Genomic DNA, 19220 nt, shown 5'->3' with positions numbered 1-19220 from the left:
AAGACCGGGCCTGGCGGAGCCGAGTGGAGTCAGACCCGAACGATGCTGCTCAGCGGCATGTTGCTGACGGCCTCGTAGCGGACCGAGGCGCCCGGCTTGGGAGCGTGCAGCACCTGGCCGTTGCCCGCGTAGATGCCGACGTGGTGGGCGTCCCCGTAGAAGATCAGCACGTCGCCGGGCTGGGCCTGGGACAGGTCGGTGCCGATCCGGGTGCCGGCGTGGGCCTGCTCCTGCGAGGTGCGCGGCAGCGAGACGCCGACCTGGTTGAACGACCAGACCATCAGGCCGGAGCAGTCGAAGGAGCCCGGGCCGGCGGCGCCCCACACGTACGGGCTGCCGATCTTCGAGGCGGCGGCGGCCAGCGCGGCGGCACCGTGCGAGCTGCCGGGGGCCAGGACCGGGGCGGCCGGCTTGGCGGCCGGCGCGGACGCCCCGGCGGAGATGTCGGTGCGGCTGTTGTCGCGCGAGGCACGGTCGGCGGCCTGCTGCTGCGCCTTGGCGGCGTCGGCCTGGGCCTTGGCGTCGGCGGCGGCCTTCTCCTCGGCCGCGCGCAACGCCTGGCGCTCCTGCTCGGTCAGGGTGTTGAGCAGGTCCTGGGCGGCCTTCAGCTTGGTCTGGACGTCGTCCTTGGAGGCCTTCAGCTGCTGGGTGGTGGACTCCAGCTCGGCGAGCTTGCCCTGGGCCTCGCTGCGGTCCTGGTCCAGCTTGCGCTGCTGCTCCTGCAGCTGCTTCAGCTGGTTCTTCTGGGTGTCGCCGGCCTGGTTCAGCGCACCGGCCTGATTGAGGAAGTTGTCCGGGCTGGTGGAGAGCATCAGCTGGACGGTCGGGGATATGCCGCCGTTGCGGTACTGCTCCCCGGCGATCTCGGCGAGGCCGCCCTGCAGTTCGGTCACCTGGTCCTGCTGGCGGGCCACCTGGTCCTGCAGGCCGGAGACCTGCTTCTCCAGCGTCTGCTGCTTCTCCTGGGCGGCGTTGTACTGCTCGGTCGCCACCTCGGCCTGCTGGTTGAGCTGGTCTACCTGCTCCTTGACCTGCTCCTTGGTCGGCTGCGGGTCGGCGTGGGCGCCGGACTGCGCGGAGAGGACGACGGCTGCGGCGGCGACACCGGTCAGGATCGAGACCCTGGCACGGCCGGCTGGCTTGGGACGACGGTGGGACGCCACGAAGGCGGGCTCCTTCTTCCTGCGTCCGCCTACCGGGTGAGCTGACGGGTTCGGGCTGGAAGTATGCCCTACGACGCCTCACGGCCTTCCAAGGCCGACCTGGCGCCGATTCACCCCGGAGGAACATGGTTCCCCGGCTCCGCTCCGCAGCCGCCCCCGACCACTGGGCTCCCCTGTCGGACAAGTCGTTTCGACCTGCCCCGCTGCCTCGCGAACTCGGCGGGAACCACCGCCGCCACCCAGGCTGGGTGATCGACTGTGCGGTGGTCCGGGGCATGACCCTAGTAACTGAACCGTGATCGGTTCAAATCCTTGTCAGAAATAAGACAGAAGATTACCCAAGTTCTTTTGTGAAAATGACCGTTGGTGACCATCGCGGCACGCAAGGCTGATCAGGTCTCACCAGGTGGTCGCCAAACCTGCGAAAAGCCGAACGCCACCCCCGATCTGAGGGTGGCGCGGATCACAGCCCCGGCCGGGCCCGTGCGGCGTGTCGGACCGTCAGACCCGGCGGATGGTGTTGATCGGCATCGCGTCGGCCTTCATCACCTTCACCACGTCACCGGTGTGCGGCGCGTGGACCACCATGCCGTTGCCGATGTACATCCCGACGTGGTGCATGTCGGGACCGTAGATCACCAGGTCGCCCGGCTGCGCCGCGGCGAGCCCGGGCACGGCGGTGCCGTAGTGGCCCTGCTCCTGCGAGGTGCGCGGCAGCGAGACTCCGGCCTGCCCGTACGACCAGACCATCAGGCCCGAGCAGTCGAAGGTGGAGGACCCGGTGGCGCCCCACACGTACGGCGAGCCCTGCTTGCTCATCGCCTTGGCCACGGCCGTGGCCGCGTAGCCGCTGGCCGGCGGCAGGCTGCTGAGGTCGACCCGGTCGCTGCCGCGCGAGGCCCGGTCGTCCTGCGCCTGCTGGGCCTTCAGCGCGTTGCGGTCGGCCGCGCTGAGCGAGTTCATCAGGTCCTGGGCGGTCTTCAGCTTGGTGTTGACGTCCGCCTTGGCCTGGTTCAGGTCCTTGGTGGTGCTGTCGAGCGAGGCCAGCACGGCGGCCGCCTCGGCCTTCTCCTGGTCCAGCCGGCGCTGCTGGTCCAGCAGCCCCTTGAGCGCCTCGGCCTGGCTGGTGCTGGCCTGCTGGACGGTGGAGGCCTTCTCCAGGTAGCCGGAGGGGTCGGAGGAGAGCATCAGCTGGACGGACGGGTCGATGCCGCCGCTGCGGTACTGCTCGCCCGCCACCTCGGCCAGACCGCCCTGCAGCTGGGTCATCTGCTCCTGACTGCGGGCCACCTGGTCCTGCAGCTGGTCGGACTGCTTGCGCAGCTGGTCGGCCCGCTCCTTGGCGCCGTTGTACTTCTCGGACGCCTGCTCCTGCTCCTGCTGGAGCTGGTCGATCTGCGCCTTGACGTCCGTCTTGTTCGGCTGCGGCGCGGCGTGCGCCGCCACTTGGGCGGAGAGCGCGACCGCGGTCGCAGCAGCAGCGGTGAGCACGGAGACCCGCGCGCGGCTCGGCTGCTTGGGACGGCGGTGGGAGGCCAAGGGTCCTGCTCCTTCTTCCATCGGACTCACCCGATTGAATGAGATTCCGGAAAATAGGTTTGACGCCAGACCCTAGTGAAGATCTAACCGATTTGCTACTCCCCGAAGGCGTGAAGTCCGTTTCCCACACCGACTTCACCGGACCCGCACAATGCCCCGGAACCCGCACTGACCAGGCATCACACCGCCCGGCCGGCTCAGGGCCGGGCCAGCCGGTTCAGCAGCAGTACCGACGCCACCGGGCGCGCGCCAGCCTTCCGCACGCCCTCCGCGACCTCGCGGTCGGTGGAGACCACCACCACCGGACGTCCCTGCGGCTCGGCCCGCACCAGACGGCGGATCAACTCGTCCGCCGTCTCCCCGGTCCGACTGAACCGTACCCGGACCCCGCGCGGCGGCGCCATGATCACCGGAACGTCCAGGTCCTGCCCGTCGAACACGCAGGTGACCTCCGCCTGCGTGCGCTGGGCCAGCATCGCCAGCCCGCCCAGCAGCCGGATCCGCTGCTGCTCCAGCGGCAGCGACGGGTAGCCGGTCTTGGTCACGTTGTAGCCGTCCACCACGAGGTGCACCTGCGGGATCGCCAGCAGCTGGTCCAGCAGCGCCGGGTCGTCATCGGCCAGTCCGCGACGTGCCACGTCGTGCGGCGAGGCCGCCCCCGGCACCACCGCCTCCACCAGGTCCGCCGGGCGGATCTGGGAGACCGGCAGCGCCAGCTCCCGCTGCAGCCCCTGGGCCGACTGCAGCACGGTGTCCAGCAGCAGCCGCAGCCGCATGTCCTCGACGCCGCGCCCCTCGCGGGCCGACCGGCGGCCCTGCTCGGCGGCGGTCTCCAACTCCGAGACCCGGTGCTTCAGCCGCCGCGCCTCGACCTCGGCGGCGCCGCGCTCGGCCGCGCCCTGGGCCTTCACGGCCTCCAGCTCGGCGAGCACCCGGCGCGTCTCGGCCTGCGCCCGGCGGGTGTCGCTCTCCAGCGAGCGCACCTTCTTGCGCAGCGACTCGGCCTCCCGCCGGACGCCCTCGAACTCCCTGCGCTGCCGGTCCAGGTCCGCCCGCGCCGCGGACCGCACCTCGGCCAGTTCGGCCTGCAGCTTCTCCGCCAGCCGGGTCGCCTCCGCGGCCGCGTCCTCGGCGCCGGCCCGCTCGGCCTCCTCGCCGGCCTCGGCGACCAGCCGGCTCCAGCCCGCCGAGCGCACCAGGTAGGCGGCGGCCGCGACGTCCATCGGATCGGCGGCGCCCGGGACGCTGCCCGACTCCAGCGCCTTCACCAGGTCCGGCTGCCCCAGCCGCAGCCGCTCCGCTATCCGCACCCGGAAGGCCGGCTCCGCCTCCAGCGCCGCCGCCAGCGCGGTGGCCGCGTACTTGGCCCGCCGCGCGGGCGTGAACTTGACGTACTGACGCAGGCTCTGCGGCAGCTCACCCGGCGGCAGCCCGCCCAGCGCGTCCGAGGCCAGCCCGACCACGCGCCGGCGCACCGCCTCGGGCAGCGGCCGGTCGAGCTTCTCGACGGCGCGCTCCGGCCCGGGCCGGGAGGAGTCGGACGAAGCGGCCCCGGTCTCGACGGCTCCGGACGCGGCGTCCTCGGCCGGGCCCGTCCCGGTGTCCGGCGCCTGCGCAGCGGACCGAAGTCCCCGCTCTTCGTCGGGCTCCTTCGCTGCGTCCACCACGTCCTCGGCTCCGATCCTGTTTCCGGCGGGGTACGGCCGCGACCGCCCCCTGTCGTCACGCTCCGTGCGTCTGGTCTGTTCTGTATTGTCCCGTGCGGCGGACGGGCGCGCCGCGCGCCGCCCACCGCACGGGCGGGACTCAGCCCTGCTCGGCCCGGGCCTGCGCATCCTCGGCGCCCGGCCGGGCCACCAGCTCGACCTGGTCGACGGCGTTGCACCAGCGGCAGCGCACCGACTCGACGGTCTCGCTCAGCACCTCGGTCTCCTCGACCTTGGACTCGCCGGCCAGGTCGAAGTGCAGGAACTCGGTCACCCGCGCGGTGCGGGTCACGTCGAAGCGGGTGAGGTTGCCGCACAGCGTGCAGCGCCAGCGCGTCTCGGCGGTCAGGGCGGGGACGGTCATCGGGGGGTCCTCTCGGGTGGTCCCTGCGTGGGCCAGGCGCTCCCCCCGAAGCCCCGGCGTCGGCGGCGGGAGGCGGGATTGCCCGCCCCAAGCCTATTGCCTGGGGCATCCGCCGCGACCACCGGTCAGCGGAATAGCCGGACTAGTCCACCTGCCGTAAACCGCCGTGTCACCAGCGGCGCCCGGCGGGATGCTTGGCCGCATGGCGCTCACCGCCCCGGACCACACCGCCGCGCGGGCCGGCCGGCCGCAGCCGCCCGCCCCGGCGGTCACCTACGCCCTGATCGCGGTCAACACCCTGGTCTTCCTGATCGGCCCGGCCGCCGGGCTCAACCCCCTGTACGGCACCGGTCAGGCCCGGGTCTGCGCGGAGCAACGGTACGAGCAGCGCTGGGGCGCCGTCCCGGCCGAACTCCTGACCGGACGGCCGCTGACCTCCGAACAGCTGGCCGAGGCGCCCGACCCGGTCCCCGGCTGCCCGGCCGCCCCGACCCCGGGCAAGCACCCGGCGCTGTCCGCGCTCAGCGGCCTCTTCCTGCACGCCGGCTGGCTGCACCTGCTCGGCAACCTGCTCTTCCTCCACGTCTTCGGCCCCACCGTCGAACAGCGGCTGGGCCGGGCCCGGTACGCCGTCTTCTACCTGGCCGCCGGCAGCCTGGCGACGTACGGCTTCGCGCTCGCCGAGGCGCACTCGCCGGATTCCACCCGGGTGCTGATCGGGGCCTCCGGCGCGATCTCCGCCGTCCTCGGCGCCTACCTGCGCTTCCACCCGCGTTCCCGGGTGACCACGCTCGTCCCGCTGCTGTTCTTCCTGCCGCTGCGCTTCCCGGCCTGGCTGGTGCTCGGCCTCTGGTTCGCCCTGCAGTGGTGGTCGGTGCACTCGGCGGGCCCGGGGGTGGCCTACCTGGTCCACGTGATCGGCTTCTCGGCCGGCTTCCTCTACGCCTGCACCCTGGCCCGCCACCCCTCGCGACGACCCGGCTGACGCCCGATACGCTGGCCGCACCCCACAAAGGAGCCCGCACAGTGATCACCGCCATCGTCCTGATCAAGACCAGTGTCGACCGCATCCCGGAGATCGCCGAGGCCATCGCCGCGATCGAGGGCGTCAGCGAGGTGTACTCGGTGACGGGCGGCTACGACCTGGTGGCGATGGTCCGGGTGCGCCATCACGACGACCTGGCCGACGTCATCCCGGGCCGGGTCAACAAGGTCCCGGGCGTGGCCCACACCGAGACCCAGATCGCCTTCCGCACCTACTCCCAGCACGACCTGGAAGCCGCCTTCGCCCTCGGCCTGGACGAGTAGCCGGCGCTCAGCCGTCGCGCCGGGTGTCGACGACGCAACGCCCGCCCTCGTTGCGGTAGTTCCACGACGCGCCGTCGGTGACCAGCTCGCGCACGGCGGTCAGGAAGCGGTCGATGTGCTCGTCCGGCGTCCCGGCGCCGAAGCTCACCCGGATCGCGTTCAGGCTGCGCTCGCCCGGCAGCGAGGGCTCCGGCGCGCCGCACTCCGAGACCGCCACGTCCTCGTCCCCGAGCAGGGTGCGCACCAGCGGGTGGGCGCAGAAGAGGCCGTCGCGCACGCCGATGCCGTACTCGGCGGACAGCGCGGCCGAGAAGTGCGAGCTGTTCCAGCCCTGGACGACGAAGGACAGCACGCCCACCCGCGCCGAGTCGGAGCCGAACAGGTTCAGCACCTTGACCTGCGGGATCTCCGCCAGCCCCGCCGTCAGCCGGGCGATCAGCTGCCGCTCCCGGGCCTCCAGGGCGTCGAAGCCGGCCTCGCTCAGCGCCCGGCAGGCCGAGGCGATCGCGTACGCGCCGATGACGTTCGGCGAACCGGCCTCGTGCCGGGCCGGGCCGGTGTGCCACTGCACGGCCACCGAGCCGTCCGTCTCCCGGGCCACCGTCCGGGTCGCCCCGCCGCCGGCCAGGTACGGCTCGGCCGCGTCCAGCCAGTCCGCCCGGCCGGCCAGCACCCCGGCGCCGAACGGCGCGTAGATCTTGTGGCCGGAGAAGGCGATCCAGTCGACGTCCAGCTCGCGCACCGAGACCCGGTGGTGCGGGGCCAGCTGGGCGGCGTCCAGCACCACCCGGGCGCCGTGCCGGTGCGCGGTCCGGGTCAGCTCGGCGACCGGCCACAGCTCGCCGGTCACGTTGGACGCGCCGGTGACGCAGAGCAGCTTGGGGCCCTCGGGCGCCTCGGCGAGCGCGGCGTCCAGGGCCACCACCGCCTCGGCCCGCGAGCGCGGCGCCCGCAGGTAGGTGACGTCCAGTCCGGCGTGCGCCCAGGGCAGCAGGGAGGCGTGGTGCTCGGTCTCGAAGGCGAACACCCGGGTGCCGGCCGGGACGGCGGCGGCCAGCAGGTTGAGCGAGTCGGTGGTGGCCCGGGTGAAGACCACCTGGTCGCCCTCGCGCAGGTCGAGGAACTCGGCGACGGTGCGGCGGCTCTGCTCGAAGAGGTCGGTGGACAGCTGCGAGAGGTACCCGGCCCCGCGGTGCACGCTGCCGTAGTACGGCGCGTACGCGGCGACGTCGTCCCACACCCGCTGCAGCGCCGGCGCGCTGGCCGCGTAGTCGAGCGCCGCGTAGCCGACCTTCGCACCGCTGGCGAGCGGGACCTGGACGTCGGCGCCGAGGACGGCGAGGGGGGCACAGATTTCGGTGGCGACCGGCATGGGGATGCACTCCTTCGGGGTGATGGACCCCCGGGAGTGTCAGTCGTCGGGCGTCCGCGCTTGTCGCACGGACGGCTTGCCGTGGCGACCCGGTCCTCACCCAGGGCACCCCGCCACGGACGGAGGGTTGCCGGACAGCAAGCTGGGGCTTGGCGCTGTCGCTCATGACCTGCCGAAGACTCTAGGTCGCGTCCGGCGGGTGGTCAAACGGGCATCCACCATCCGGACAGGCCGGGAGCCCGCGCCGGCTCGTCCGACACGGGCTCCCAACTACCGCTTCAGCTCCGGCTGGTGGCCTCCGACCAACGCCGCAGCAGCTCCTGCGCGGCGCCGGAGTCGACGGCCGCCGAGGCCCGCGCCATGCCCGTCGCGAGCTGCTCCGTCAGCGGCGCGTCGCCCAGGTCGAGCGCGACCAGCGCCGCCGCGGTGTTCAGCAGGACGGCGTCCCGCACCGGCCCGCGCTCCCCGGCCAGCAGCCGGCGCGCGACCTCCGCGTTGTACGCGGGATCCCCGCCGCGCAGCGTCTCGATGCCGACCAGACCGATGCCGACGTCCCGTGGGTCGAAGGAGGTCTCGGTGACCGTCCCGTCGCGCACCACCCACACCTGTGAGGTGGTGGTGATGGTCAGTTCGTCCAGCCCGTCGTCGCCGCGGAAGACCAGCGCCGTCGAGCCGCGCCGGGCGAGCACCCCGGCGATCAGCCCGGCGAGCCGGGTGTCGAAGCAGCCGACGGCGTGCGCGGTGACCTTGGCCGGGTTGGTCAGCGGGCCGAGGATGTTGAAGGCGGTCGGCACCCCGAGGTCGCGCCGGGCGGTGGCGGCGTGCCGCATCGAGGGGTGGAACTTCGCCGCGAAGCAGAAGGTGAGCCCGACCTCCTCGGCCACCTCGGCGACCCGCCGGGAGGACAGGTCCAGCGCCACGCCGAGCTTCTCCAGCACGTCCGAGGAGCCGCTGGACGAGGAGGCGGCCCGGTTGCCGTGCTTGACCACCTTGGCGCCGGCCGCCGCCGCGACGATCGCCGACATGGTGGAGATGTTGACGGTCTTCGCCCGGTCGCCGCCGGTGCCGACGATGTCCACCGCCGGGCCCGGGATGTCCAGCGGCTCGGCGTGCAGGTACATCGCGTCCACCAGGCCGGTGACCTCGTCGACCGTCTCGCCCTTGGCCCGCAGCGCGATCATCAGGCCGGCCACCTGGACGGGGGACGCCTCGCCGCTCATGATCCGGTCCATCGCCCACGCGGTGGACGAGCGGTCGAGGTCCTCCCCCTTCAACAGCGCCGCCAGGAGGTCCGGCCAGGAGCGGACCACCTGCGCGGGGTCGCTACCGCCGTTCGCAGGGTTCACGTTCACCATGGCTGACTCCAGCTGTTGTCGGTCCCCCGCCGTGCGGGGGACGTCCGTACGGATGGGAGTCAGCCTATCGAGCGGCGGGGCGCCTACGGCCTTGCCATCTCCACTACTGAGACGCCGCCGCTCAGCGGGCGGCCGGAGCCCGCTTCGCCAGCCGCGCCCGCAGCAGGGTGGCGACGGCCCCGGCCAGCGCCACCGGCTCCACCGGGTGGGAGATCGCGGCGTCGGCCCGGCTCCAGGCGGCGAGCCAGGAGTCCTGCGGCCGGCCGATCAGCACCAGCACGGGCGGGCAGCCGTAGATCTCGTCCTTGAGCTGGCGCCCGAGCCCCAGTCCGCCGGCCGGCACCGCCTCGCCGTCCAGCACGCAGAGGTCCACCCCGCCCTTCTCCAGCGCCTTGAGCACCGCGGGGGTGGTCGCGCACTCCAGGTAGGACAGCTCCGGAAGATCCTCGGCGGGCCGGCGGCCGAGCGCCGTCAGCACCTGCTCACGGGTGTTTCGGTCATCGCTGTAGACGAGGACGGTGAGCGTCTCGTCGGTCGTGTACGCCATGGACCCTGCTCCCTCAAGTGTGATCCGGACCACGTTCGCCTGACCCGGATGCTACTCCCGATCACCCCGCGCCGAGTGCCCCTCGCGCACCTTCCTCCTCAAGCCGCCGCGCCCGGGGCTCGCCCGCCCGGAGGACGGCCCGTCACCCGGACCGGCCCGGTCCACCCGTACGGCCGACCCGGGCGCCCCCTCCTACCGCCCAGGGCTGCTCCGACCGTGCAACGACCCGCCGGGCAACGGGGTCACCGGCCGCTCCGAGGAACCGTCAGAAAAGGGACACGCCGCTGCTCAGCCCCCGTACGGGCGCCCCGCCGCCCCCCAAGCGGGCATACCGCACGCACCGGACACTCCGAGGGACACCCCCCGACGTGAAGACGGAATAAGGGACCGACATAATGTCCGTCGTGGCGACAGCAACAGCAGTAGAAACCGGGCACGCGCACGGATCGGTCAACCGGCCGAACATGGTCAGCGTCGGAACGATCGTCTGGCTCAGTTCCGAGTTGATGTTCTTCGCGGCCCTCTTCGCGATGTACTTCACGCTCCGCTCCGTCAAGGGAGCCGAGTTCTGGACCGAGAAGGCTCACGCCCTCAACGTGCCGTTCTCCTCGGTCAACACCACTGTCCTGGTGCTCTCCTCGCTGACCTGCCAGCTCGGCGTGTTCGCCGCCGAGCGCGGTGACGTGAAGAAGCTCCGCATGTGGTTCATCATCACCTTCATGATGGGCGCGGTCTTCATCGGCGGCCAGGTCTTCGAGTACACCGAGCTGGTCAAGAAGGACGGCCTGTCGCTGTCCTCCGACCCGTACGGCACGGTGTTCTACCTGACCACCGGCTTCCACGGCCTGCACGTGACGGGTGGTCTGATCGCCTTCCTGCTGGTCCTGGGACGGACGTACGCAGCCAAGCGCTTCACGCACGAGCAGGCCACCGCCGCGATCGTCGTGTCGTACTACTGGCACTTCGTCGACGTCGTGTGGATCGGCCTGTTCGCGACCATCTACCTGATCAAGTAACCAGCTGATCAGGTCGCTGGCCACCGGCTGCGGCCCCCGCCCTCACCGGCGACGGGCCGCTTCTGCCGGTGCCGAAGCTCCCACCGACCGACCGCGCGCGCAGCCCTAGACAGGCAGCCTCGTGCCGGCCAGACCGGCCGCCGGGTGCACCCACCAGTCGACCAGATCCTGACACCGGGGTTATTCCGTGAAAAAGCTCTCCGCACGACGGCGCCACCCATTGGCGGCGCTGGTCGTCCTACTTCTCGCCCTGGCGGCAACCGGGGGGCTGTACGCCGCGTTCGCGCCCGCCGGCAAGGCGCAGGCCGACGTCGCCGCGCAGTCGCTCGCGATCGATGAGGGCAAGAAGCTCTTCGCCGTGGGCTGCTCCTCCTGCCACGGCCTGAACGGCCAGGGCGGCAGCGACGGTCCCAGCCTGGTCGGCGTCGGCTCCGCCTCCGTCGACTTCCAGGTCGGCACCGGCCGCATGCCGGCCCAGCAGCCCGGCGCCCAGGTCCCGCGCAAGAAGAACATCTACTCGCAGGCCGAGATCGACCAGCTCGCGGCCTTCGTCGCTTCGCTCGGCCCCGGCCCGGTGACCCCGAAGGAGGAGCAGTACACCTCGACCAACCCGGAGGACATCTCCAAGGGCGGCGAGCTGTTCCGCACCAACTGCGCCCAGTGCCACAACTTCGCCGGCCAGGGTGGTGCCCTGACCAAGGGCAAGTACGCCCCGTCGCTGGAGGGCGTGGACTCCAAGCACATCTACGAGGCCATGCAGACCGGCCCGCAGAACATGCCGTCGTTCCCGGACACCACCATGCCCGAGGACCAGAAGAAGCAGATCGTGGCCTTCGTCCGCCACACCACCTCCGATGAGCCCAACCCCGGTGGTCTCACGCTGGGCAGCCTCGGTCCGGTGACCGAGGGCCTGTTCGGCTGGATCTTCGGCCTCGGCACGCTCATCGCGGTCGCGATCTGGGTCGCCGCCCACACCACCAAGGCCAAGAAGTCATGAGCCACGACATGTCAGAAGAGAAGCTCCCGGAGTCACACGGCTCCGCCGGCGAGGTGGCCCACCACGGCGACCCGTTCGCCGACCCGGGCCTGCCGGCCCACGAGCCCCGTCGCACCGACATCGACGAGCAGGCCGCCAAGCGCGCCGAGCGCCAGGTCTCGCTGATGTTCGTGATCTCGATGGTCGCCACCGTCGGCTTCATCGCCTCGTACGTGGCCATCGACCCGGACAAGATCGTCTTCATCTTCCCGCTGGGTCACGTCAGCGCGCTGAACTTCGCGCTGGGTCTGACCCTGGGCGTCGCGCTGTTCATGATCGGCGCGGGTGCGGTCCACTGGGCCCGCACGCTGATGTCGGACGTCGAGCTGCCGGCCGAGCGCCACCCGATCGAGGCTGACGACGAGGTCCGCGCGGACGTCATCGACCAGTTCAAGACCGGTGCCGCGGAGTCCGGCTTCGGCCGCCGCAAGATGATCCGCAACACCCTCATCGGCTCGATGGCGCTGGTCCCGCTCTCCGGCGTGGTCCTGCTCCGCGACCTCGGCCCGCTCCCGGAGAAGAAGCTCCAGGAGACCGGCTGGAAGGAGGCCTCGCAGGCCAAGCCGCTGCCGCTCATCAACATGAACACCATGCAGCCGATGAAGCCCGAGGACATCGCCATCGGTTCGCTGACCTTCGCCATGCCGGAGGGGCTGTCCACGCACAGCGAGGACTTCCAGCAGCGCATCGCCAAGGACGCCCTGATGCTGGTGCGCATCGCGCCCGACGACATCAAGGACGACAAGTCCAAGGAGCTGGGCTTCGAGGGCATCCTCGCCTACTCGAAGATCTGCACCCACGTCGGCTGCCCGATCAGCCTGTACGAGCAGCAGACCCACCACGCGCTCTGCCCCTGCCACCAGTCGACCTTCGACCTGGCGGACGGCGCGCGCGTCATCTTCGGCCCGGCCGGCCACCCGCTGCCGCAGCTGAAGATCACCACTGACGACAAGGGCAACCTGGTCGCCACCGGCGACTTCGCGAAGCCTGTCGGCCCGAGCTTCTGGGAGCGTGCTCGATGAGTAGCGCGAGCAGCACCACCACCGGTGCCGCCAAGCCGTCCAGCACGCGTGCCAAGCCCGCCAACAAGTGGGAAGCCGCGGCTGACTGGACGGACGGCCGGCTGGGGATCTACTCCCTCGCCAAGGCCAACCTGCGGAAGATCTTCCCGGACCACTGGTCCTTCATGCTGGGCGAGATCTGCCTCTACACGTTCGTCATCATCATCCTGACCGGCGTCTACCTGACGCTGTTCTTCAAGCCGTCGATGGCCGAGGTCGTCTACAACGGCTCGTACGTGCCCCTCAAGGGCATCGGGATGTCGCAGGCCTACGCCTCGACGGTGGACATCAGCTTCGAGGTCCGCGGCGGGCTGCTGATCCGTCAGATCCACCACTGGGCCGCCCTGGTCTTCGTGGCCGCGATGCTCGTGCACATGATGCGCGTGTTCTTCACCGGCGCGTTCCGCAAGCCGCGTGAGATCAACTGGGTCTTCGGCTTCCTGCTGCTGGTCCTGGGCATGTTCGACGGCTTCTTCGGCTACTCGCTGCCGGACGACCTGCTGTCGGGTACCGGTATCCGCTTCATGGAAGGCGCGATCCTCGCCGTCCCGCTGGTGGGCACCTACGTCCAGATGTTCCTGTTCGGGGGCGAGTTCCCCGGCCACGACATCGTGCCGCGGTTCTTCACCATCCACGTGCTGCTGATCCCCGGCATCATGCTCGGCCTGCTGGTCGCGCACCTGATCCTGGTCTTCTACCACAAGCACACCCAGTGGGCGGGCCCGGGCAAGACCGAGAAGAACGTCGTCGGCATGCCGCTGATGCCGGTCTACATGGCCAAGGCCGGTGGCTTCTTCTTCCTGGTGTTCGGTCTGATCGCCGCCATCTCGGCGATCGCCACGATCAACCCGATCTGGGCCTACGGCCCGTACCGCCCGGACCAGGTGTCCACCGACGCCCAGCCCGACTGGTACATGGGCTTCTCCGAGGGTCTGATCCGTGTCATGCCGGGCTGGGAGATCAGCCTGTGGGGCCACACCCTGAACCTGGGTGTCTTCGTCCCGCTGATGATCTTCCCGCTGGTCCTGGTCGCGATCGCGGTCTACCCGTTCATCGAGGGCTGGATCACCGGCGACAAGCGCGAGCACCACATCCTGGACCGCCCGCGCAACGCCCCGGTCCGCACCGCCCTGGGTGCCGCCTGGATCAGCCTGTACCTGGTGCTGCTGGTCGGTGGTGGCAACGACCTGTTCGCCACCCACCTCCACCTGTCGATCAACTCGATCACCTACTTCGTCCGCGTCGGCTTCTTCGCGGTCCCGGTCATCGTCTTCATCATCACCAAGCGCTGGTGCCTCGGCCTCCAGCGCCGTGACAAGGAGAAGGTGCTGCACGGCCGCGAGACGGGCGTCATCAAGCGCCTGCCGCACGGCGAGTTCGTCGAGGTGCACGCCCAGCTGCCGCAGAAGGACCTGTTCAAGCTCACGGCGCACGACCAGAACCAGCCGGTCGAGCTGCCGGCCCAGGCGGACGAGAACGGCGTGGCCCGCAAGGCCGGCGCCGTCACCCGCACCCGGGCCAAGCTGTCCCGCGGCTTCTACGGCGAGGGCAGCCAGATCCCCAAGCCCACCGCCGAGGAGCACCACGAGATCACCAGCGGCCACGGCCACCACTGATCCCGTACGCACCCCCCGCGTCATCCCGAGGGCCGCTGACCAGAGTTCATCTGGTCGGCGGCCCTCGGGCTTTCCGGTACCCGCCCGCGCCACCAGGAGCACCCGTGCAGCTCTCCGTCGACCCCGCCTCCGCCACTCCCCCGTACGAGCAGATCCGCGCCCAGATCGCCGACCGGGCCCGCTCCGGCGAACTGCCGACCGGGCTGCGGCTGCCGACCGTACGGGCCCTCGCCGAGGAGCTCGGGCTGGCGGCCGGGACGGTCGCCCGGGCGTACCGGGAGCTGGAGGCGGACGGCGTGGTGGAGACCCACGGCCGGCGCGGCACCCTGATCGCCGCCGCCGGGGACACCGCGCACCGGCTGGCCGCCGCGGCCGCCACCGAGTACGCCGAGCACGCGAACCGCCTCGGGCTCTCCCACGCCGACGCGCTGGCCGCGGTGGTCACCGCCCTGGGGCTGGCCTACCCCGAGTCCTAGGAGGGGCCGGGGGCCAGGGCTCGGAGGGCTCGGGAGGGCTCGGGAGGGGGCTCAGATCTCCGGACGGATCATCCCCGAGGCCGGAGCCTGGGCGGGCGGTGCGGTGGTGCTGAGGGGCTGTCCGATGGCGCCGTGCTTGACCCAGTCGGTCCAGTCGACGTTCCAGTCCCCGAAGCCGTTGCCGAAGGGCTCCATCTGGGCGCCTCGGCTGTTGACGACCGTCACCAGGTCCCCCACCCGGGTGTTGTCGTAGAACCACTTGGCGTTGTCGGTGCTCATGCCCGTACAGCCGTGGCTGACGTTCTCCACGCCCTGCGAGCCGACCGACCAGGGCGCCGCGTGGACGTACTCGCCGCTCCAGGTCACCCGGGTGGCCCACTTCACGTCGAGGTCGTACGACTCCGTGCTGCCGGCGGCTATGCCGATGGTCTCGCCGTTCATCCGGACGGCCTTCTCCTGGCCGAGCACCACCTTGATGCCGTTGCGGGTGTCGAAGCCGGGCTTGCCGGTGGTGACCGGGATGGTCCGCACGACCTCTCCGTCGCGCTTCAGGGTGAGCTCGTGGGCGGCCGCGTCGACCACCGACTCCACCCGTTCCCCGATCCGCAGCTTCAGCGCGCTGCGGTCGCCCCCGTAGAGGCCGTCCGCGATCCGGCTGCCGGTGCCGTCGAAGGCCAGCGCGACGGTCGTACCGGCCGGCCAGTAGTCCTCCGGGCGGAAGTGCAGGTTCTTGTCGTCCACCCAGTACCAGGCGCCGGTGACGGCGGGCCTGGAGGTGACGGTCAGGTCGCGCTCGACCTCCTGGCGGGCCTGCGGGTCCTTCACGGCCTCGGAGAGCTGCACGGTGAGCGGCTGGCCCACGCCGTAGACGCCGCTGCCGGAGGAGTCCGGGCCGAGCTTGGCGGTGAGCAGCCGCTGGGCGGCGAGCGTGCTGAACTTCGCGGTGGTGTCGCCGCGGCCACCCTTGCCGTCGTCGGCGGAGATGCGCACGGAGTACGCGGTGGCGGCCTTCAGCCGGCCGGTGGTCTGCCAGCTGCGCTGGTCGTCGGCGAGCCGGCCGGCGACCACCCGGCCGTCCGGGCCGACCACGGTGACGTCGGTGAGCCGGCTGCCCGCCACCGCGGTCACCGAGACCGGCTGGGAGGGGTCGACCCGGTCGTCCGCCGAGAGGTGGACCAGCGGGGCCGCGTCGATCCGGTGCGGCCCGGCGGGCTGGTCGTCACCGGACGAGCAGGCGGCCAGCGGGGCCAGTACTGCGAGGGTCAGCGAGATGCCGCCGATAGCTGCGATTCCGCGCCTGTCGGCCATGACCGCCTCCGAGGGTTCGCACGATTGATCAGATCGTAGGAACGCCTGCTGGCGGAGCGACATCCGAGGGACCATCCGTTCGGCCGGCTGAGTGAAGCCGCCCCCCGGAGACGCACCAGGGCCGGTCCTCCCGTGCGGGAGGACCGGCCCTGGTGTCGGAGTGCGGAACCCTACTGGTTCTGGTTCTCGCCCCGGTAGAACTCGAAGACCCATCCGAAGATGCCGATCAGGATGATCGGGGCGGCCCAGAACATCAGCCACCAGCCGAAGATCACGCCCAGGAAGGCGAGCGCGCCACCGAGCGCCAGCGAGAGCGGCTGCCAGCTGTGCGGGGCGAAGAAGCCCAGCTCACCGGCGTCGTCCGCGACCTCGGCCTCGGGGTTGTCACCCGCGCCGCTGTCCACCCGGCGGGCGGTGAAGGCGAGGTAGTACCCGATGAAGGCGCAGAGCGCGAAGGCCAGGAACAGCGCGGTGGTACCGGCCGCCTCCAGACCCGGGCCCGAGTGGTTGGTCCACAGGCCGTAGGTGATGGCCATGGCCAGCACGAAGACCGACAGACCGAGGAAGATCTTCCCCTGTTCCTTCATCAGGCGTCACCCTCCTGCTTGCCCTTGCCCAGCTTCGGGGCGTCGTACTTCGCCGGGGTCACACCGGCGAGGTGCTTGGCCGGCTCACCGTGGTTCTCCAGGTAGTCCAGCGCGGCGATCTCCGGGTGGTGCAGGTCGAAGGCCGGGGATTCGGAGCGGATCCGGGGCAGGGTGAGGAAGTTGTGCCGCGGCGGCGGGCAGGAGGTCGCCCACTCCAGGGAGCGGCCGAAGCCCCACGGGTCGTCCACGGCGACCTTCTCGCCGTACTTGGCGGTCTTCCAGACGTTGTAGAGGAACGGCAGGATCGACAGGCCGAGCACGAAGGAGCCGATGGTCGAGACGGTGTTCAGGGTGGTGAACCCGTCCGAGGCCAGGTAGTCGGCGTAGCGGCGGGGCATGCCCTCCGCGCCGAGCCAGTGCTGCACCAGGAAGGTGGTGTGGAAGCCGAAGAACAGCGTCCAGAAGGTGATCTTGCCGAGGCGCTCGTCCAGCATCTTGCCGGTCATCTTCGGCCACCAGAAGTGGAAGCCGGCGAACATCGCGAACACGACGGTGCCGAAGACCACGTAGTGGAAGTGGGCGACGACGAAGTACGAGTCCGAGACGTGGAAGTCGATCGGCGGGGAGGCCAGCAGGACACCCGTCAGACCGCCGAAGAGGAACGTGACCAGGAAGCCGACCGTCCAGAGCATCGGGGTCTCGAAGCTCAGCGAGCCCTTCCACATGGTGCCGACCCAGTTGAAGAACTTCACACCGGTCGGGACCGCGATCAGGAAGGTCATGAAGGAGAAGAACGGCAGCAGTACCTGTCCGGTGACGTACATGTGGTGCGCCCACACCGTCACGGACAGGCCGGCGATCGCGATGGTGGCCGCGATCAGGCCGGAGTAGCCGAACATCGGCTTGCGGCTGAAGACCGGGATGATCTCGGACACGATGCCGAAGAACGGCAGCGCGATGATGTACACCTCGGGGTGGCCGAAGAACCAGAACAGGTGCTGCCACAGCATCGCCCCGCCGTTGGCGGGGTCGAAGACGTGGGCGCCGAACTTGCGGTCGGCCTCCAGGGCGAACAGCGCGGCGGCCAGGACCGGGAAGGCCAGCAGGACCAGCACCGAGGTCAGCAGGACGTTCCAGACGAAGATCGACATCCGGAACATCGTCATGCCCGGGGCGCGCATGCAGATGATCGTGGTGATGAAGTTGACCGCACCGAGGATCGTGCCGAAGCCGGAGAAGGCCAGACCCATGATCCACATGTCGCCGCCGACGCCGGGCGAGTGCACCGCGTCGGACAGCGGGGAGTAGGCGAACCAGCCGAAGTTGGCGGCGCCGTTCGGGGTCAGGAAGCCGGACACCGCGATGGTCGAACCGAAGAGGTACAGCCAGTACGCGAACATGTTCAGACGCGGGAACGCCACATCCGGGGCGCCGATCTGCAGCGGCATGATCCAGTTTGCGAAGCCCGCGAACAGCGGCGTCGCGAACATCAGCAGCATGATCGTGCCGTGCATCGTGAACGCCTGGTTGAACTGCTCGTTCGACAGGATCTGAGTCCCGGGACGAGCCAGCTCGGCACGCATGACCAGGGCGAGGATGCCACCGATCAGGAAGAAGGCGAACGACGTGCCCAGGTACAGGGTGCCGATCGTCTTGTGGTCAGTGGTGGTGAGCCACTTGATGATGGTCGAACCCGGCTTCCGGGTCCGCTGCGCCCCGACCGTGACGGCACCGGCGCCCCCGCCGGCCGCGGCGGGCTCGTTGAGGATGGTCACTTCTCTTCACTTCCCATGCCGATGAGGCCGGAGGGCACCGAGCCGTTCTGGCCCTTGCCGCGAAGGTCGGCCAGGTGCTTGTCGTACTCGGCGCGGTCGACGACCTTGACGTTGAACAGCATGCGCGAGTGGTCGACGCCGCAGAGCTCGGCACACTTGCCCATGTACTCGCCCTTGACGGTCGGAGTGACCTCGAACTTGTTCACCACGCCCGGCACGACGTCCATCTTCATCATGAAGTTGACGGGCCAGAAGTCGTGGATGACGTCACGCGAGGTGAGACGGAACTGCACCGTCTCGTTGACCGGCAGCCAGAGCGTCGGGACATCCTTGGGCGTACCGACCTCGTACGCGGCGTCCTTGTTGGCCGGGTCGGGAGTCTCGGTGTTCTCGTAGTTGAACGCCCAGCTCCACTGGAAGCCGACCACGTTGACGTAGTGCTGCGGCTTCTCGGAGACGTGCGTCAGCTTGTTCTCGTCGCGGGCGACGAAGTAGAAGAGCACCGAGACGATGATGATGGGGACCGCGGTGTAGAGCGCCTCGATGGGCACGTTGTACCGGGTCTGCGGAGGGATCTCCACGCCGGTGCGCTTGCGCCGGTGGAAGATCACGCTCCAGATGATCAGACCCCACATCAGTACGCCGACCACCAGCGCCGCGATCCAGGACCCCTGCCACATCTGGAGGACCATCGGCCCTTCCTTGGTGACGGGGCTCGGGAGGCCAAGCCTGGGGAGGTCGTTGGCCGAGCAGCCGGTGGCGGTCGCGATGACGAGGCCCAGTGCCAGCGCCTGAGGCAGCTTCCGCCGCATCGTGCGCCGCGGCGAGCGGTCGGAGCCGTTGGGACTCACGTAGCGCCTTCCCGAAGTCTCGCCCGCCTTCGCGTCGCCCCGGGGAGGAGTGTGAGCCTCCCCGGCGACCCGACCACGGGCACGGTTTGAATGCTTATGCGGGCCAAACCCTACTCCAGCCTTATGCGCTCCTGACGGGC

General features: G+C 70.5%; 18 protein-coding genes and 2 riboswitches. Of the genes, 7 read left to right on the top strand and 11 right to left on the bottom strand.

Annotated features, from left to right (window positions below):
* Positions 1–29 precede the first annotated feature (29 nt).
* The 4 genes from AC0B61_RS19980 to AC0B61_RS19965 form a co-directional block, all read right to left on the bottom strand.
* Positions 30–1163, bottom strand: coding sequence for a C40 family peptidase (locus AC0B61_RS19980; RefSeq protein ID WP_471742028.1), 1134 nt, complete (start codon positions 1161–1163; stop codon positions 30–32).
* Between the two features lie 10 nt (positions 1164–1173).
* Positions 1174–1329, bottom strand: a riboswitch (cyclic di-AMP (ydaO/yuaA leader).
* A 335-nt stretch (positions 1330–1664) separates the two neighbouring features.
* Positions 1665–2702 (bottom strand): C40 family peptidase, encoded by a 1038-nt coding sequence (locus AC0B61_RS19975; protein WP_471742027.1) that lies wholly within the window; start codon positions 2700–2702, stop codon positions 1665–1667.
* A 197-nt stretch (positions 2703–2899) separates the two neighbouring features.
* Positions 2900–4366 carry an NYN domain-containing protein gene (locus AC0B61_RS19970; protein WP_471742186.1) on the bottom strand — a complete coding sequence of 489 codons (1467 nt, stop codon included), beginning with the start codon at positions 4364–4366 and terminating at the stop codon, positions 2900–2902.
* Positions 4367–4508: 142 nt separating this feature from the next.
* Positions 4509–4772 (bottom strand): hypothetical protein, encoded by a 264-nt coding sequence (locus AC0B61_RS19965; protein ID WP_471742026.1) that lies wholly within the window; start codon positions 4770–4772, stop codon positions 4509–4511.
* Between the two features lie 202 nt (positions 4773–4974).
* On the opposite strand from AC0B61_RS19965, the gene AC0B61_RS19960 reads away from it, so the two are divergent.
* A complete protein-coding gene (locus AC0B61_RS19960) occupies positions 4975–5757 on the top strand; it encodes a rhomboid family intramembrane serine protease (RefSeq protein ID WP_471742025.1) in 783 nt (260 codons plus the stop codon).
* A 41-nt stretch (positions 5758–5798) separates the two neighbouring features.
* On the top strand, positions 5799–6080 hold the full coding sequence (locus tag AC0B61_RS19955; RefSeq protein WP_471742024.1) for an Lrp/AsnC family transcriptional regulator: 282 nt from the start codon (positions 5799–5801) through the stop codon (positions 6078–6080).
* 7 nt (positions 6081–6087) lie between these two features.
* On the opposite strand, the gene AC0B61_RS19950 is transcribed toward AC0B61_RS19955, so the two are convergent.
* The 3 genes from AC0B61_RS19950 to AC0B61_RS19940 all read right to left on the bottom strand — a co-directional run bounded on the left by AC0B61_RS19950 (position 6088) and on the right by AC0B61_RS19940 (position 9354).
* Positions 6088–7452, bottom strand: coding sequence for an aminotransferase class V-fold PLP-dependent enzyme (locus AC0B61_RS19950; protein ID WP_471742023.1), 1365 nt, complete (start codon positions 7450–7452; stop codon positions 6088–6090).
* A gap of 51 nt (positions 7453–7503) precedes the next feature.
* Positions 7504–7622, bottom strand: a riboswitch (SAM riboswitch).
* A 108-nt stretch (positions 7623–7730) separates the two neighbouring features.
* On the bottom strand, positions 7731–8807 hold the full coding sequence (trpD, locus tag AC0B61_RS19945; RefSeq protein WP_471742022.1) for an anthranilate phosphoribosyltransferase: 1077 nt from the start codon (positions 8805–8807) through the stop codon (positions 7731–7733).
* 121 nt (positions 8808–8928) lie between these two features.
* Positions 8929–9354: a response regulator gene (locus tag AC0B61_RS19940; protein ID WP_030240069.1), complete on the bottom strand. Its 426-nt coding sequence runs from the start codon at positions 9352–9354 to the stop codon at positions 8929–8931.
* Between the two features lie 395 nt (positions 9355–9749).
* On the opposite strand from AC0B61_RS19940, the gene ctaE reads away from it, so the two are divergent.
* The 5 genes from ctaE to AC0B61_RS19915 all read left to right on the top strand — a co-directional run bounded on the left by ctaE (position 9750) and on the right by AC0B61_RS19915 (position 14559).
* Positions 9750–10370 carry an aa3-type cytochrome oxidase subunit III gene (gene ctaE, locus AC0B61_RS19935; protein WP_196949465.1) on the top strand — a complete coding sequence of 207 codons (621 nt, stop codon included), beginning with the start codon at positions 9750–9752 and terminating at the stop codon, positions 10368–10370.
* A gap of 187 nt (positions 10371–10557) precedes the next feature.
* On the top strand, positions 10558–11367 hold the full coding sequence (gene qcrC / locus AC0B61_RS19930; RefSeq protein ID WP_471742021.1) for a cytochrome bc1 complex diheme cytochrome c subunit: 810 nt from the start codon (positions 10558–10560) through the stop codon (positions 11365–11367).
* Positions 11368–11375: 8 nt separating this feature from the next.
* On the top strand, positions 11376–12428 hold the full coding sequence (gene qcrA, locus AC0B61_RS19925; protein WP_471742020.1) for a cytochrome bc1 complex Rieske iron-sulfur subunit: 1053 nt from the start codon (positions 11376–11378) through the stop codon (positions 12426–12428).
* Positions 12425–14083: a cytochrome bc1 complex cytochrome b subunit gene (qcrB, locus tag AC0B61_RS19920; RefSeq protein WP_471742019.1), complete on the top strand. Its 1659-nt coding sequence runs from the start codon at positions 12425–12427 to the stop codon at positions 14081–14083. Before qcrA ends, qcrB begins: the two co-directional genes overlap by 4 nt.
* Before the next feature lie 104 nt (positions 14084–14187).
* The gene (locus AC0B61_RS19915; protein ID WP_471742018.1) at positions 14188–14559 is read left to right on the top strand and encodes a GntR family transcriptional regulator; all 372 of its coding nucleotides are present in this window, start codon (positions 14188–14190) and stop codon (positions 14557–14559) included.
* A gap of 51 nt (positions 14560–14610) precedes the next feature.
* On the opposite strand, the gene AC0B61_RS19910 is transcribed toward AC0B61_RS19915, so the two are convergent.
* From AC0B61_RS19910 to ctaC, 4 genes are all read right to left on the bottom strand, one after another.
* Positions 14611–15867: a L,D-transpeptidase gene (locus AC0B61_RS19910; RefSeq protein ID WP_471742017.1), complete on the bottom strand. Its 1257-nt coding sequence runs from the start codon at positions 15865–15867 to the stop codon at positions 14611–14613.
* 170 nt (positions 15868–16037) lie between these two features.
* Positions 16038–16454 carry a cytochrome c oxidase subunit 4 gene (locus AC0B61_RS19905; RefSeq protein ID WP_471742016.1) on the bottom strand — a complete coding sequence of 139 codons (417 nt, stop codon included), beginning with the start codon at positions 16452–16454 and terminating at the stop codon, positions 16038–16040.
* A complete protein-coding gene (gene ctaD, locus AC0B61_RS19900; RefSeq protein WP_471742015.1) occupies positions 16454–18229 on the bottom strand; it encodes an aa3-type cytochrome oxidase subunit I in 1776 nt (591 codons plus the stop codon). Before ctaD ends, AC0B61_RS19905 begins: the two co-directional genes overlap by 1 nt.
* Positions 18226–19080: an aa3-type cytochrome oxidase subunit II gene (gene ctaC / locus AC0B61_RS19895; protein WP_471742014.1), complete on the bottom strand. Its 855-nt coding sequence runs from the start codon at positions 19078–19080 to the stop codon at positions 18226–18228. The genes ctaD and ctaC overlap by 4 nt, the downstream gene beginning before the upstream one ends.
* Positions 19081–19220: the final 140 nt, after the last annotated feature.

The sequence above is a fragment of the Kitasatospora sp. NPDC023385 genome, from assembly GCF_055664045.1.
This window is presented reverse-complemented; position numbering and strand designations above follow the sequence as displayed.